Origin of the sequence: Pseudomonas sp. B21-028, from assembly GCF_024749045.1 — a bacterium.
Classification (GTDB): domain Bacteria; phylum Pseudomonadota; class Gammaproteobacteria; order Pseudomonadales; family Pseudomonadaceae; genus Aquipseudomonas.
Genome location: NZ_CP087184.1, coordinates 2,731,211 through 2,747,728, shown reverse-complemented (window position 1 = coordinate 2,747,728; position 16,518 = coordinate 2,731,211). Strand labels below are relative to the sequence as shown.

The window sequence follows — 16,518 nt, the reverse complement described above, 5'->3', positions numbered from 1 at the left end:
ATTCAGTCACAAAACTGCGCCTTCATATACGGTTCTCATGACCCCGGATTGAAGGAACCCCCCAGGCGTGCTCAGGCCATTCTATGGCTGGCCAGCGCGGAGGCCTCCTTTGTTACCGGTACATTCCTCGACGTGGCTGAGGGAAATGAGCGGTTGGCCAGAACACGGTGGGAACGGCAGTTGTCTGCGCTCCGCATAAATTCAGGACGCACCGGTACCGAATGATCGGCTTCGCCCGCCATTCTTGAGAATCGACGGGTTGATCCCGAATTGCTTACGAAACGCCGTGGCGAAATGACTGGCATTGGCATAACCCAAGTCCGAGGCGATACGCATCACTGACTCATTACCGGTCAATAACCGGTTGCGGGCCTGGGTCATGCGCGCCTGCTGGAACACGCCATAGACACTGTTCAAGAACAATTGACGGAACCCCCGGGTCAGTTTGGGTTGACTCATCCCCGCTTCCCGGGCCAGCTCCGACAGGCTGGGGGCTTTGCCCAAGTCTTCGAGCAAGCGGTCTCGCGCCCGTACCAGACGTCGACGGTCGGTGTGGCTGATGCGACAGGTACAGCCCACATCCCTGCGCGCCTCCAGAAACAGGCTGACCAAGGTCACGCTCTGCCCGTACAGCCAAAGGCTGCTGCGAGCTGGCAAAGCGGACGCATTGGAGCCCTGCTCCATCGCGCTGCCAAGCATATGCGCCGTCGCACTCATTTCGACGCTGCGATGACCTTCGAGAAAACAGTGGTCGCAGTTCAGCGCCTTGTGCAACGTCGGATCGATCTCCAGCTCCCACTGCGACAACAGCTCGGGACGAATCATGACAGTGACGTTATCGATCTCACCGTGCTGGTGATAAAAGCCGTGATGGCAGCGACCGAAACTGATATTGCCCGAGCCTTCGTCGATGGCGTAGCGCCGCTGGCGGCGTCCGTCATGAAAACTACAGGTCGCCTTGCCCTTGAGCACGTTGGTAAAGCTGAAATGAATGCGCTCGCTATCATCGTGCAGAGGCATTTCCATCGGCTGTTCGAACGTGCTTTGCCAGCGCACGACGTCCAGCCCCTCCTGCAACATCACTCGGATCACGCGGCATTGAGTGCCCGGACCGAACTCGTCCCCGAACCCATTTGCGGTAATGCGCGAGATCGGCATTGAGTCCCTTGCCCCCTCATAAACGGCTGACATCTTGAATCTCCTTGATGACCGGATCCGGTTCGAATCAGATCACATTGGGGTGGTTACACGCAATTGATAATCACTATCATTTGTTCGGATGCAGTTGCTCCGCCAGACGGCCGTTGCCACCCCGCAACGCGCGATAAACGAGAATTCCTCAGTCAAGGTTCCATCATGTCCACTCGGCATCATCCGACGGCGATCCGTCGAACCTCCAACAAGCGTTATACTATAACAACAATGATCGGTTGGACATTGGCCAATCCGGTGTTCGCCGCCACCAGTGAGCCCATGCAGCTGCCGGCCTCGATGGTGACTGCCCGGATGGAGCAGGAAGATCCCAAGGAAGTGCCCATCAGCCTGAATGTCATCGAGGGCGAACAACTGCGGACCCAGCGTCTCGACACGCTGGAAAGCGCGCTGCGCAATACGTCCGGCGTCAGTGTCAATTCATCCGGCGGCCCGAATGATTTCAATGTGATGATCCGGGGCGTCGGGTCGCTGTACCAGATGTCGATGGACGACAGTTCGGTGGCCTTCAACGTCGACGGTGCGCCGGTTTCATCCCGCAGCCTGGGTTTCGAAACCCTAGACATCGACCGCATCGAAGTGCTCAAGGGACCGCAAGGCACGCTGTCCGGTGCCATTGGCCAGGCCGGCGCGGTCAACATCACCACCCGCCAACCGACGCGAGAATTGGCAGGCTATGTGCGCGCTGAAGTCGGTCAACAAGGCCAGTTCCTCACTGAAGGTGCGGTGGGCGGTCCCATCAGTGAACAGCTCAGCGGCCGCCTGGCGGTACGCCGCGCCGGCTACGACAGCTGGATCGACAATGAGCAGACCAACCGCCCCATCACCAGGCCGCGCAACGAAGCCTACCGGGCCAGCGTGCTCTGGGACCTCAACGATGACACCCAGGCGCTGTTCAGTGCCGAGCGGCAACAAACCGAACGTGCCGCCAACGTTCTGATGTTGCGTCCATACGGCAGCGACCCCGAGCTGGACTTGACCTCCGGTTTGTTTGATGACAACTACAAGACCACCGAGCGCTACGCGATCAAGGTCGATCATGACTTCGCAAACAGCCGACTGACCTCCACCACGGCCACCTCCATCGTCGACTTCGAAGGCCTGGTTGCCTACGACAGCAAGCTGATGGGCGCGCTCTATGGCACCCCGAGCGAATACTGGGCGGTGGATAAATCTTTCGAACGCAGCTGGAGCCAGGACTTGCACCTGGGTTCATTGCCCGACGCCGATGTATTCTGGGTCACGGGCCTGACTGCCAGCCGCAACGAGCGCAGCTACGACACCCCACGCGATACCTACGGCACTTCCAGCGCCAAGCTGCGGGACTTCACGACCAACACCTACGCCGGTTACGGCGAGATTACCTTCCCGCTGACTGAACGTTTGAAATTGACCACCGGCTACCGCCATTCCTGGGACCGCAAGACCTACAATGGCCAATACTTTACCGGGGCCAGTGCCATCGAGGATTCGCGCAAGCTGACGGACAATTACGGCACCGGCCGCGTGGCCCTGAGTTACGCCGTGACCTCGCAAACCAATCTCTACGTGCAACTGGCCCGAGGCTACAAGTCCGGTGGTTTCAACGACTATGCCGCGCAAACCACTGACAGCGTGCCCTACAAGGCCGCGTCCAGCAGAACCGTCGAACTGGGCTTCAAAAGCGAAGCCGATGACCGCAGTCGCAGTCTCAACGGCGCATTGTTCTATACCCGCGTCCACGATGATCACTTGTTGGGCTACAACGCCGCGACCTTCGCCACCAATGCCTTCAACGCCGACACCCGTACCCGTGGCGCCGAACTGGAAGGCACCTGGCACTTCGACGAGACGCTGACGTTGTCCGCCAGCGTCACCTACCTGGATGCGAAGATCACCAGCTCGGTCAGTGGCATTCAGGCAGGCGATGTCGCAGCCGGTAACAGCACCCCGGATGTACCGCGCTGGAGCGGCAACTTCAGCGCCACCTGGAAACACCCGTTGGGCAGCGTCGCCAGCCTGGGGGATACCACCCTCAACACCAGCCTCAATTACCGTCTGGTGGGGGAACGGGCCGCCGACCCGCAGAACCATTTCAACCTGGACAACTACGAGAAGCTCGACCTGCGCACGGGCCTGGAAGGCAAGTTCGGCGAAATCTACGCCTTTGCCGACAACCTGCTGAACCAGACCTACGACACCTACGGTTTCTACAGTGCCCCAGTTGCCTACGGTGCACCGGCACGACGCCGCACCCTGGGCGTCGGCTACACCTATCAATTCTGAGCTTCGCAGGGGGCAGCTTGACCCTGCCCTCTCCTAGCGTCTTCAGAATGAATAGCTGTACCCCACTCCCGCCGACCGGCCTCTGCCGGGCATCCCGGTCAGCACCTGATCAGTGGAATACGAGCCATACAGGTCATAGCGCGCATCCAGCAAGTTATCGCCCCACAGGTACACCTCAGAATCACCGCTCTGCAGACCCAGATGCAGATCAAGCTTGGCGTAGCCTTTGAGGTCATAGTGGTTCTGGGCGTCAGCCGGGCGATTTTTCTGCACCCTATAGTTGAGCAACGTATTGAGCCGCGGCGCCGGCAACCCCAGGAACTCACCTATCTCCTTCTGCCAGGCAACGCTGAAATTCCCACTCCATAATGGGACATCCGGTACCCGACTGCCGGCGGCCACATCACCACCGGACACACCCGGCGCATCGGACGTCACCACCGCATTGGTGTAGCTCACCGCGCTGCCCAGGGTCAGCTCGTCGGTCACGTGCCAGGTGCTCGACAACTCGGCGCCCTTGCTGCGCGTGTCGGCATTCACCGCGCTGACGGCCAGGGTGTTGAAGTCGTACCCCAGCAAATGGTCATCCTGGACGCGGGTGATGAACAACGCCCCTTCCAGGTTGAAGCCCCCCTCGTCACTTTCATGCTTGAAGCCCACCTCGGCGGCGTTCACCTTGGCCGCCTTGTACGCTTCACTGTCTTTGACTGACGTGGCGTAATCGTTGAAACCGGCGGATTTATAGCCCCGCGACAGAACCGCGTACAGGTTGGTCTGCGGCGTCAGCGCATAGGACAGCGCCACCCGTCCGGTGCTGTAGTTGTCCCGCAGGCTGCGGTTGTCGCCGACCTGGCTACCCGCGCTGGAATAATTCGCGCCATAGGTCTTGCGATCCCAAGTGTGGCGCAGGCCGGTGGTGAGTTTCCAATCTTCGGCAATCGGAAAAGTGATCTCTCCATAGCCGGCATAACTGTTGGTGCTGAAGTCGCGCCGCTGCTGTGCGCCGTTGGTAAAGTTGTCGGAATCGAAACTGCGTTCGGACCGCGATAGGTTGACGCCGGTCACCCAGAACACCTCGTCATCTGCCAGCGAGCCCAGGCGCAGGTCCTGGCTCCACACCTGCTCGCGGGCCGAGTCTTCGATCAGGTATTCGAACGGGGTGCCGTACAGCTCGCGGGTAATGTTGCGATCGTAGCCCTTGACCGCGTTGAAGTCGGTGCTGGTATACGCACTGATGGAGGTGATCCGCGCCTGCGCCAGGTCGTGGTTGAGTTCAAGGGAATAGCGCTCGTTGGTCTTGCGGTTGTCATCGAACACCCCAGGGGTGTAATCCAGGGTCGGGCGATCGCCAAAGGGCCGGAGCATCTCCAGGCCAGCGTATTGGTCGGCACGTTGGCGTTCGGCGGTCAGCAGCCCGGTGGTGTCCTGGTCGTTGTCCCAAAGCAGGCTGCCCCGCCAGGCAAGGTCCCGAGGCCTGGTCATCGGGTCGCCGTCCTGTTGATCATCGACCCAATTGTCAAAACCGCTGCGCCTCACCGCGATGCGCCCGGCCAGAGTGGCTGTCAATGGACCTCCCACCGCGCCCTCGGTCATGAACTGGCCCTGATTGCCGACTTCGCCGCGTACGTAACCTTCCACCTCGCGAGTGGGTTTGCGGGTGGTGACGTTGATCGCCCCCGCCTCGCTGTTACGTCCGAACAACGTGCCTTGGGGTCCCTTGAGGACTTCGACTTGCTGTACGTCCAGGGTCGCCATCGCGGCATTGCGCACCGACATCGGCACACCGTCGACATTCAGCACCACGGAACCGTCGTCCATGCTCATCTGGTTGAGAGAACCGACACCACGGATACGCACGTTGGCATCGTTGGCGCCGCCCCAGGAGTTGACATCCACCCCTGGCGTGGCACGCAGCGCGTCTTCAAGGGATCGCAGCCGACGCGTTTCCAGTGCTTGCCCATCGATCACCGAAAGGCCAAAGGGAATGTCCAAGGCACTTTCCTGAGTGAGCCGGGCGCTGACGGTCAGCGGCGCCAACTCGATGGTTTGCGGCGCTACAGTGGCCGGCTGGTAGTCTGTGGCATAAGCGGTGCACATTTGGCTGGACAGGGTCAGAGCCATGGTTTGAGTCAGTACATTGACCTGCCAGCCGACGGGACGACGTAACGGCTTGAGAGAAGATTCAGGCGGCATGAGACAGTTCCAGGAATAAGGGATGGATAGAATTCATTGCGGCTTCCCCCAGCGCTCGAGCGCTCCGGTGACCGCTTGATCGGAAGGCGGGCCCAGCAGGCCGCGTATCGCAGAGGGCCATCCCTGGCCGGCTCGGATCCCGGCGGTCAACGCCGTCAGCTGTTCGGGGCTCTGGCCGGCCACCCATTCCAGGCTGACCAAGGGCGCATAAGACGCCGCCCAGCTCTGTTCACGGGCCTCGGCCAGGGTGCCGATGGGCTCACCGTCGCCACCCAATGCCCGGGTCAAGTCTTCGGCCTTGAGCTTGACCAGCGTCGACCGGGCTTGCGGACCATCGACGTCACCCACGCATAGCAAGCCGATGGCTCCGGCGATGCCCTGGCTGAGCAACAGGTAGCCCGGCGCCTGGCGCAGGTCACTTGCATCGATCAACACTTGGCGCGCCAGCAGCTCGGCGATATGGCTGCGCCGCGTCCAACGTCCGACGCCCGTCTCTGCCACATCCCAATCGGGCGTCTGCCCCAGCAGCAGATGACCATTGCTCAAGCGACTCGGGCCCATGCCGGTCGGCCACTGACTCACCTGGTCGACCTTGGGGCAGCTGCCCAGGCGCCTTGCCACACAAGCGGCCATGGCATCCAGGTCTTCGCGCACCTCGCCAGCGGTGTGCAAACGGCCAGCATCTGTCAGCACCTGCATGCCCCGAAGGGCTTGCACGGACGCTTTCGTTGTCCACGTATAGGCAAAGTCCAGGGGACCCTGGCTGCTGGCACTGATGGACTGAGTGTCGGTCTCGATCAGCCAGTGCCAGGTGCCCGCAGGAGCCATGGCGTACGCCGCAACGGCCGAACCGGCTGGCAGCATCGGCGCCTCGGACGATAACCCGGCTTCGCTGCGTTGTACCGGTGCCCGCAACCCGCGTTCACTGTCGACGCCCAGGCGTGGCATGACTCGGCGTGCCTCCAGCCAGACACCGTGGGGGCCTAGCCAGAAGCCTTCGCCTTCGCCAGGCCATCCGATGGCGTCCAGGGTCCAGTTCAGCTCCACGCTGCAGCCAGCCACCGCACACTCGTTCAACGGCACTCGCAGGTGATCCGTTGCCTGTTCAAAGGTCACCGGACGGCCCATGACACTGACGGTGGTGACCTGTGTGCCGGGAGGCAATTCTGCATCCAGATGCCCCTTGGCAGCGGTCACCCCGTCCAGGGCCCAATGCCCCTCGATCCGTCGGTTCGAACGATCGACCCTCAATCGCAGACGGCCGCCCGCTACCTGCCAGGCTCCGGCGCCGGCCAGCCAGCGCTGTTCCCAGGCCGCGCGCTCGGCACGCGCCTGCACGGCGGACTGGTAATCGCCACGCTCCACCAACTGACGGTGCAACATCACGCCGCTGCCGAGCATGCCTGTGGCCCCCAACGCCAGCAGGACTCCGGGCACCCCCATCAGGTGTTGACGCATATCCATCAAACGCCGCCGTTGCGGCCCGCGAGGCAAGAACAATGCAGCGATCGCCACCATCACCAGGCATCCGGCCAGTTTCCAGCTCGCCAAGGTCGTGAGAAAGGGCAACCAGGGCGCCCAGCCCGTGAGGCCAGACAGGGCCACATGGCCGGGGATCGCCATTTCATACGGCGGATAGCTGACCAGGCCGAGCTCGTGGTTGAGCACCAGGAAAAACGTCAGCAGCATCGAAGTGGCGTACGCCAGGCCGGCGCGACGAATCAGTGCATGAACCAGCACCGTCAACATCGCCAACTCCAAGAGGGGCGGCGCGAAGACCAACCCCTGATAGATCAGCACAAAACCCGGCGCCATGCTGCCAGGCGCGGTGATGGCGCTGATCAGCAGGCTGGCCAGGCCGGGCACCAGGGCCAGCATCAACGTGGTGATTGTTACGCAGGCCGCACGCCCCAGCAGGCGCAACCACACCGGTGCGGGGGTCGCCTGCAACATCGCATCCAGCCCTTCCACGTCATCACGCCGGCTCACCAGCCCCACCAGCGCCGCGATGATGAACGCAATCACCAGGAACAAGGCACTGGACAGCAGCGGCAGGATCAGATCCGCACGGGGCACCATCGCTCCCCGGGCATGCCAGACCACGTGAACAAAGCCACTGAGCATCCCCATTACCAGCAACAAGCCAAGCGCCACCCACCAGATCTTGCGGGCGGCTATCTGCCGCAATTGCCAGCGGGTCTCACGCCACAAAGCCACCGACCAATGAGAGGCTGCTAACGCCCCCGGCAAACGAACGGTGGGGGCCAGACGCATTGGCGGTTCCGCCAGCAACGCACCGCCGCGACGCCCCATCAGACCCTGACGACTGATTCGGGCCAGCACCCCGGCGAGCAGCAGCAACGGCACTGCGCACCACAGGCCCCTGTTGAGCCAGAATCCCGGTGTCAATGCCAGTAAGGACTGGGATTTTTGAGCAGCGGTCCAGGTTTCCACCTGGGCCTGGGCAAAGGTGAACAACGACGGATCGAGGCTCGCGGCCAACAGCGGGTTGATATGCCCACCCTTGAGCACCACCACGGCGAACATCCACAACAGCATCAATACCGTGGCCAGGCCAAAGGGCGCGGCCAGGCCTCGACTGCGCAAGGCCAGCAGGTAATACAGGGCACCGATACCGGTGCTCACCGGCAACAGCAAGGCCACCCAGGCAAAACCCAGGGCCGGCCACGCCGGCGCCCCGATGCTCGCCATCGGCACCCAACCCAGCCAGCCCAGTACAGGGCTGACCAGAAACCCGACAATCAACGAACTGGCAAGCAACCCGCCGACCACGGCAGCGCCGATGAACCGGCCCCATAACAGGGTCGGTAATGACAGCGGCAAGGCCAGCAGGACCTCCTCCAGTTGCGCCTTGCGATCCCTGAGCGCCGGCTGGGCAAAGACCCAGGCCCAGGCAAAAAACAGGAAGAACATGCACCCGCACGACATCAGGTAGATCAGGCTCGGCGCATTGCGGGCGATGTCGCTGGCGCCCATTTTCTGTACGTAATCCGCGTTGGTCAGCGACATCAGCAGATAGCCGGTCAGACCGAGAAACACCAGCAAAGGGATGCCGCTGCGCAGCCCGGCGCGCACTTCCACCCAGGCCTCGCGCATCAGCAGAGCGAACGTACTCATGCGTCGAGCGCCTCACCGGCCTGGGCCAGGGCCAGGTAATAGATGTCTTCCAGGCGCGGCGCCCGGGGCGTGAAACGCGGGTCGACAGGGCGTTCGCCATGCACGATGACACGACTGCCGTCAGGGCTGGCCGCCACATGCAGCGCCTCGGGCAAGGTTTCGCCTCGGCCAAACGAAGCCTCCCACAGCCGACCCTGCTCGGCCGCGAGCAGATCCGCCGGACGGCCTTCGACAATGATCCGCCCGCCGGCCAGTACCGCCAAGCGGCTGCACAGGTTCTCGACGTCCTCGACGATATGGGTCGACAGCAAGACAATGGACTGGGCGGCGACATCCGCCAGCACCCGATGAAAGCGATTGCGCTCCGCCGGGTCCAATCCCGCCGTGGGTTCGTCGACAATCAATAGCCGCGGCGAACCCACCAGGGCCATGGCGATTCCGAACCGGCGCAACATGCCGCCTGAATACGTGGCCACGGCTCGGTGCGCTGCTTCTTGCAGGTTGACCTTGTCCAGCAGAGCCTCGACTTCCTCCCGACGCTGGCGTGCCTGGGTACGGCCCTTCAGCCAGGCAAAACGATCCAGCAGATCCCGCGCGCTGACGCCCGGATACGCGCCCAACTGCTGCGGCAGATAGCCCAGGCGTCGACGCAGATGATTGGAGTCGGTCAGCACGTCCACGCCATCCAGGTGAATACTGCCGGCGTCCGGCTGCTGCAGGGTCGCCAGTGTGCGCATCAGGCTGCTCTTGCCGGCCCCGTTGGGGCCCAGCAACCCATACATCCCGGGACCGACCCTCAGGTCCACACCGTCCAGCGCCTGGACACCATTGCTGTAGCGCTTGCGTAACCCGCGCACTTGTAAACCCGAATCGACTGGCATCTGCAACTCCGTGGACGGCGCGCCAGTACCGGGATCGCGGGGTGAGCCGAGTCTGACCGGACGACGCTTATGTGGGAGGGGAAACCTGCGCCCTGGAAAGCGCAGCGAGCGACGGTAGTCAGGCCGTCGATCGGGCTCTACCCGATTCAAGTCATTTTCCAACCGTATCGCGCCGCTCTCTGCCGCCCGCCCCCGCGCCGGCATTGTTCAAGCATGCAGGGGGTAAATGGATCCGGGGCTAAAACGATTCGATCCGGGTAGTCGCGAAAATGAGAATGACTAGCATCTCGGCCATGCACTTGCTGCCCCCACGCCTGGGCCAACCCCGGCCCGGACAATAGCTATGAGAAGACGTTGAGCCATGGCCACTCCCAGCACCTCAACCGCAACACTGCTACGTCAGTCCCTGTCCCAGGCCCTGGGCCTGCCCGCTGAACAGATCCCGCTCGAAGCCAACCTGATCGAATGGGGGCTGGATTCGGTCACGCTGATCCGCCTGGCCGGTCAATGGCAACGCCAGGGCCTGCCGGCGCGTTTCGCCGACCTGGTCGCCGATCCCCGGCTGTCCGCATGGTTGGCCAGGCTCGACACCGCCCAGCCGGAATCCATCGACGACACTCCGCCCGGCGTGGACGAACACCTGCCCTTCGAACTGGCACCGATGCAGCACGCTTATTGGATCGGTCGCGCTCCCGGTCAACAGTTGGGCGACGTGGCCGCGCACTTCTATAACGAATTCGATGGCAACGACGTCGATCCGGTCCGGTTGCAAGCCGCCGTTCGCGCACTGTTTGAACGTCACGCCATGCTGCGTGCCCAGTTCGGCGAAGATGGCCGCCAGCAGATCCTCGCGCAGAGCCCCTGGCCAGGCCTCAAGGTCCATGACCTGCGCCAGACCGATGTCGAACAGGCGCAACAACGGCTGCTGGCCTTGCGCGCGGAACTGTCCCACCGCCGGTTGGCCGTCGAGCAGGGCGAGGTGCTGGACATCCAATTGTCGCTGCTGCCCGATGCCCTGCGCCCAGCTGGTACCCGCTTGCACCTGAACCTCGACATGCTCGCCGCCGACGCCCTGAGCCTGCGCACCTTGCTGGGCGACCTGGTGCTTTTGTATCGCCAGCAACCCTTGCCACCGCTCGACTACAGCTTTGCTCGCTACCTGGCCCAGCGTCGCCAGGAACATGCACAGCCTGAGCAGCGAGCGCGCCATCAACAGGACCGCGACTACTGGCTGCAACGCCTGGAACAGCTTCCCGGCGCCCCGCGCCTGCCGATCAAGGCTCACTGCAGCGACGATTGCCAGGTAAGGCGTCGTCACCATTGGCTGTCGCCTTCGCAGCGCCAGGCCTTCGAACGTCATGCCCGGGAAAATACCCTGACCCCCGCCATGGCCCTGGCAGCCGTATTCTGCGAAGCCCTGGGCGCCTGGTGCGAAACGCCCGAACTGTTGCTGAACCTGCCGCTGTTCAACCGTGCCCCCCTGCATGCCGATGTCGACCGTCTGGTGGGCGACTTCACTTCATCGATCCTGCTGGCCTGGGATGGTACGCAAGCCGGTACTTTTGCCGTGCGGGCCCGGGCCCTGCAACAGCGCTTTCATGAAGATGCCGCCCACAGCGCGTTTTCCGGCCTGGAAGTGCTGCGCGAGCTGTCCCGACAACAGGGCGAACCCGTCCTGGCGCCCGTGGTGTACACCAGTGCCCTGGGCCTGGGGGAACTGTTCGCCGAAGGCGTGCAGGACAGTTTCGGCCGACCGGCCTGGATCATCTCCCAGGGCCCGCAAGTGTGGCTCGACGCGCAGGTCACCGAGCTGGACGGCGGCATACTGGTCAACCTCGACGCCCGGGAAGGGCTATTCGCCGATGGTGTACTGGATGGTTTGTTCGACGCCTACACCGGGCTGCTGCAACGTCTTTGCGTTGAGCCTTCGGCCTGGCAGCAGTTGCCCCCGGCGCTGACGCCGCCCAGCCATCTCGCCGTGCGACAACAGTCACAAGGCCGGCCCGCGCCCCTGCCGGTGAAACGCCTGCACGATGACTTTTTCCAACTGGCCCAAACGGCTCCCGAGGCGCCCGCCTTGCTTTATGGCAACCAGGCCATGAGCTACGGCACCCTGGCCGAGCGTGCCCTGCAACTGGCGGGCTATCTCGAGCGCCAGGGGGTCAAGCGGGGGGACGTCGTCGCCATCCAGCTGCCCAAAGGACCGGAACAGGTCATCGCGGTATTGGGCGTCCTGGCGTGCAGCGCCACGTACCTGCCCATCGGCTTCGATCAACCCCCGGCCCGTCGGCAGAAGATCGTCGACTCGTCCGACGCCCGGTTGCTGCTCAGCGCATTGCCCGATGATGGCGAAGCCCTGCGCGCACCGCGCCCCGGTAAAATCAGTGACCTGGCCTACATCCTCTACACCTCCGGCTCCACGGGGGAGCCAAAAGGCGTGGAAATCAGCCATCTCGCGGCGGCCAATACCCTGCAAGACCTGCAGCGACGCTTGGACCTGAACCCCCATGATCGGATCCTCGCGCTGTCGGCGCTGGAGTTCGACTTGTCAGTATTCGACCTGTTTGCGGCCCTCTCCACGGGCGCCGCGGTGATCTGCGTCGAATCCCAGGCCCAGCGCGATGCCGAACGCTGGCGCGAACTGGCGTTGCAGCACCGCGCCAGCGTGCTCAATTGCGTGCCGGCGCTGTTGGACATGCTGCTCAGTTGTGCACCCAGCCACGCCGCCGACCTGCCCCTGCGCGCCGTGCTATTGGGTGGCGACAAAGTGGCCCCGGACCTGGCGCCGCGGCTGTGGGCCCAGGCCCCGGGCTGTCGCTTCATGGCCCTGGGCGGCGCCACCGAAACCGCCATCCACTCGACGCTCTACGAAGTGGTGCCCGGCCAGCCGCTGCACTGGCACTGCCTGCCATATGGCAAGCCCCTGGATAACGTCAGCCTGCGGATTGTCGACCGTCATGGCCACGACTGCCCGGATTGGGTCGCTGGCGAACTCTGGATCGGTGGCGCCGGTGTTGCCCTGGGCTACCGTGGCGACCCGCTGCGCACCGCCGAGCGTTTCGTCGAGTATCAAGGCCTGCGCTGGTACCGTACCGGCGACAGCGCACGCTACCATCCGGACGGCAACGTCGAATTCCTCGGACGCAGCGACTTCCAGCTCAAGCTGCGAGGCTATCGCATCGAAGCCGGGGAAATCGAGAACGCGCTGGTGGCCTGGCCTGGGATCGAGCAAGCCACGGTTATGCTCGACGGCCAACGCCTGGCGGCCGTGGTGCGCTTGCATGACGGCCCTGCGGAGCCGGCCTCCGTCGATCTGCCAGGCTTGCCGGGGCACCTGGCCGAGCGTCTGCCCGCCTATATGATTCCGGAGCGGATACTGGGTTGCGCGCAATGGCCCTTGACGGCCAATGGCAAGGTCGACCGCAAAGCCTTGCTCGAGTGGCTGGCCGCGCAAGATCCGAGTCCCCGCCGTGACCTGTCGCCCCCCTGCGGTCCCATTGAACGACAGGTGGCGCGGGCTTGGCAGGCCTTGCTGGGCTGCGGTGAGGTCTGTCGGGAACACAACTTCTTTTCCCTGGGCGGCGACTCCCTGAGCGCTACCCGCCTGGTGCGCCTGCTGGCCGAACAAGGCCTGGGGGGCGCCCGGGTGGCAGAGATCTTCGCCAACCCGGTGCTGGCCCGGTTCTGCGCCAGCCTGCATCAAGATGCCGAGGCCGTGACCCGGCGCAACATCGTGGCGGACCTGTCGCAGCGCTACGAACCCTTCCCCACGACCGAAGTGCAGCAGGCCTATTGGTTGGGCCGCGACCCAAGCCTGGTACTGGGAGGCGTGAGTTGCCACTTCTACCGCGAGTATGAGGTCGAGGACCTGGACCTGCCCCGCCTGCAATGTGCACTGGAGCGGCTGATCGAGCGCCATGAAATGCTTCGCGCCGTGTTCGACCGGCACGGCCAGGCACGCATCCTCGAAGAAGTGCCGAGGTTCACAATCGGCCAGGCCTACAGCCGCCTTGACGAGCTGCGCGAGCACTGTGCCCACCGGGTATTCGATCCGGCACAGTGGCCGTTGTTCGACGTGCAGGCCCTGGTCCATGGCCGGCATACACGCTTGGCCATCAGCCTGGACAACCTGATCCTCGATGCCCTGAGCATCCTGAGTCTCTACGCCGAACTCGACGCCTTGTACCGCGACCCGACGCTGCAACTGGCGCCGCTGCAACTGTCGTTTCGCGACTACCAACTGCAATCCGCCCCGGAGCCGGCCGAACTGGAAGCGGCACAACGTTTCTGGCAGGAACGCTTGCCCGAACTGCCGCCGCACCCGCAACTGCCGCTCGCAGTCGACCCAGCCAGCCTTGGTCGTCCCCGTTTCGAACGCCTGCAAGGACAGATCGATGCCCAGGCTTGGGGAGCGATACTGACCAAGGCCCAGCAGCATGGCCTGACAGCCTCGGCCGTGCTGCTCTGCGCCTTCGCCGAAACGCTCAGTCGCTGGAGCGCCCGTCCGGATCTGAGCCTGAACCTGACGCTGTTCGACCGCCGCCCGCTGCATCCTCAAATCGATCAGGTGATGGGCGACTTCACCTCCCTGACCCTGCTTGGCTACACCCCTCGAACGGGCGAGCGTTGGCTCGACCGGGCGCGCCGTACCCAACAGACCCTGGGCGAAGCCCTGGAGCATCGCAGCCTGGGCTCCGTGGGCCTGCTGCGCCAACTGGCCCGGGGCAACGGCGAGCAACAAGCGAGCATGCCAGTGGTATTCACCAGCGCCCTGGGCGTGCCCGACGGCACCGCCGCGCCACAGGACGGCCCCTTTGCCCATCAGGTGTTCGGCCTGACCCAGACACCGCAGGTGTGGCTCGACCATCAGGTGGTGGAAGCCGATGGCGGCATCGCGCTGAACTGGGACCGGGTGGTTGGCCTGTTTCCCGAAGGCATGGTCGAAGCCATGTTCGATGCCTACCTGTACAGCTTGAACTGGCTGGCCGAACAACCATGGGACAGTGCGCCACCGGACCTGCTGCCGCTGGCCCAGGCTGAGCGAAGGGCGCGGATCAACGCGCCGGGCGCCGGCGTACCTGGCGACCCGACCCTGCATCAGGGCTTCTTCCAGCAGGCCCGCCAGGCGCCACGGAATACTGCCCTGCTGTGGGACGAGGACGGCACGCTGAGTTATGGCGAACTGGCCGACCGCGCCCTGCGGATTGCCCGCAGTCTGGTGGACGCTGGCGTCATGCCCGGAGATTTGGTGGGAGTGTCCCTGGTCAAGGGCGCGCATCAGGTCGCCAGTGTCCTGGGCGTCCTGGCGGCGGGCGCGGCCTACTTGCCGATAGGGGTCGATCAACCGTTGCAACGCTGCCAGCGCATCGTGCAACAGGCCGGGGTGATGCTGATAATCGCCGAACACGACCCGCTGCTGCCGGAGGTCAGGTATCTCAAGCCCGCCCGGGCGCTGGAAGCCGAACCGCTTCCGGCCCCGCTACCGGTAGCGCCCGACGCCCTGGCCTATGTGATCTATACCTCAGGCTCCACCGGCCAACCCAAGGGCGTGGAAATCACCCACCGGGCAGCGATGAACACCGTGGCCGACATCAATCGTCGCTACGGCGTCCAGGCAACGGATCGTGGCCTGGCCTTGTCGGCGCTGGACTTCGATCTCTCGGTATACGACCTGTTCGGCCTGCTGTCGGTGGGGGCCGCCCTGGTGTTGATCGACGAACATCAACGCCGTGATGCGCGAGCCTGGCTCAAGGCGCTCCAGCACCATGGCGTAACCCTGTGGAACAGCGTGCCGGCCTTGCTCGACATGCTGCTCGAAGCCAACGTCCATGACCGCCGGCCGCTGGCGCTGCGGGTGGCCTTGCTGTCGGGGGACTGGATCGGACTCGACCTCCCCGCCCGCCTGGCACAACAGGCGCCGGCATGCCGTTTCATCGCCCTGGGCGGCGCTACCGAGGCGGCCATCTGGTCCAACCATTTCGAAGTGCGCGAGGCCTTGCCCGGCTGGCGCTCGATTCCCTACGGCCTGCCCCTGGGCAACCAGGCCTATCGGGTGGTTGATGTCCTGGGCCGGGATTGCCCGGACTGGGTCACGGGGGAGCTGTGGATCGGCGGCGCAGGGGTTGCACGCGGGTATCGCCACGCGCCGCAGCTCAGTGCCGAACGCTTTGTCGATGGCTGGTACCGCACCGGCGACCTGGGGCGTTATCACCCCGATGGCCTGCTGGAATTCCTGGGCCGCGCAGACAGCCAGGTCAAGATCCGCGGACACCGCATCGAGCTGGGGGAGATCGAAGCCGCCCTGGTCCGCCATCCCGCCGTCAGCATGGCCGTGGCGTTGGTCACGGGGCAGAACCGGTTGATGGCTGCCGTCACGGCCACCGTCCCCGCGCAGGCACTGGCGGCACACCTCGAACAATGCCTGCCAGCCTACATGCGCCCGGAACAACTGCAGGTGCTGGATCGCCTGCCCTTGAGCAGCAATGGCAAGGTCGATCGCCGCGCCCTGCTGGCCGCCCTGGAGGCCATCGCCCAGCCAACCCCGGACCTGGACGAGCAGCCCCTGAGCGAAGGCGAACAGCTGATCGCCGAGCTCTGGCAACAGCTACTCAACGTGCCCAGCGTATCGCGCCACGACAACTTTTTCCGTCTGGGCGGCGACAGCCTGTTGGCCACGCGCTTCCTCGAAATGCTGCGCACCCGCCTCGGCGTGGAAATCCCCATGGGCCAGTTGTTCGGTGCCGCCACATTGCTGGAAGTGGCGCAAACCCTCGAATGCCAACCCAACCCAGACACCGTTGAAGAAGGCGTCATCTGATGCCTTCAGGAC

The 16,518-nt window shown here is 64.0% G+C and carries 6 protein-coding genes and 1 pseudogene; 3 read left to right on the top strand and 4 right to left on the bottom strand.

The features are described from left to right. Nucleotides 1–66: 66 nt before the first annotated feature. Nucleotides 67–144: pseudogene (locus tag LOY35_RS28555) on the top strand (NAD(P)-dependent oxidoreductase); the annotation flags it as partial. Nucleotides 145–201: 57 nt separating this feature from the next. Here the strand turns inward: LOY35_RS28555 and LOY35_RS12280 are convergent. Further along, a complete protein-coding gene (locus LOY35_RS12280; RefSeq protein ID WP_258632817.1) occupies nt 202–1,191 on the bottom strand; it encodes a helix-turn-helix transcriptional regulator in 990 nt (329 codons plus the stop codon). Between the two features lie 165 nt (nt 1,192–1,356). Here LOY35_RS12280 and LOY35_RS12275 point away from each other — a divergent pair, with 165 nt between their 5' ends. After that, complete coding sequence (locus LOY35_RS12275; RefSeq protein WP_258632815.1) at nt 1,357–3,477, top strand: TonB-dependent receptor; 2,121 nt, start codon at nt 1,357–1,359, stop codon at nt 3,475–3,477. A gap of 42 nt (nt 3,478–3,519) precedes the next feature. On the opposite strand, the gene LOY35_RS12270 is transcribed toward LOY35_RS12275, so the two are convergent. The 3 genes from LOY35_RS12270 to LOY35_RS12260 are packed head-to-tail and all read right to left on the bottom strand — an operon-like array spanning nt 3,520 to nt 9,689. Further along, entirely contained in the window at nt 3,520–5,670 is a 2,151-nt protein-coding gene (locus tag LOY35_RS12270) for a TonB-dependent receptor (protein WP_258632813.1), read from the bottom strand. A 33-nt stretch (nt 5,671–5,703) separates the two neighbouring features. Then, nucleotides 5,704–8,808, bottom strand: a complete 3,105-nt coding sequence (locus LOY35_RS12265; RefSeq protein WP_258632812.1) for an ABC transporter permease — start codon at nt 8,806–8,808, stop codon at nt 5,704–5,706. Continuing rightward, entirely contained in the window at nt 8,805–9,689 is an 885-nt protein-coding gene (locus LOY35_RS12260) for an ABC transporter ATP-binding protein (protein ID WP_258632810.1), read from the bottom strand. The genes LOY35_RS12265 and LOY35_RS12260 overlap by 4 nt, the downstream gene beginning before the upstream one ends. Nucleotides 9,690–10,050: 361 nt before the next feature. On the opposite strand from LOY35_RS12260, the gene LOY35_RS12255 reads away from it, so the two are divergent. Beyond that, a complete protein-coding gene (locus LOY35_RS12255; RefSeq protein ID WP_258632808.1) occupies nt 10,051–16,506 on the top strand; it encodes a non-ribosomal peptide synthetase in 6,456 nt (2,151 codons plus the stop codon). Nucleotides 16,507–16,518: the final 12 nt, after the last annotated feature.

Excerpts from the sequence above, each read along its gene's own strand:
- LOY35_RS12280 (WP_258632817.1), bottom strand. The coding sequence starts at position 1,191 with ATGTCAGCCGTTTATGAGGGGGCAAGGGACTCAATGCCGATCTCGCGC.
- LOY35_RS12275 (WP_258632815.1), top strand. The coding sequence starts at position 1,357 with ATGTCCACTCGGCATCATCCGACGGCGATCCGTCGAACCTCCAACAAG.
- LOY35_RS12270 (WP_258632813.1), bottom strand. The coding sequence starts at position 5,670 with ATGCCGCCTGAATCTTCTCTCAAGCCGTTACGTCGTCCCGTCGGCTGG.
- LOY35_RS12265 (WP_258632812.1), bottom strand. The coding sequence starts at position 8,808 with ATGAGTACGTTCGCTCTGCTGATGCGCGAGGCCTGGGTGGAAGTGCGC.
- LOY35_RS12260 (WP_258632810.1), bottom strand. The coding sequence starts at position 9,689 with ATGCCAGTCGATTCGGGTTTACAAGTGCGCGGGTTACGCAAGCGCTAC.
- LOY35_RS12255 (WP_258632808.1), top strand. The coding sequence starts at position 10,051 with ATGGCCACTCCCAGCACCTCAACCGCAACACTGCTACGTCAGTCCCTG.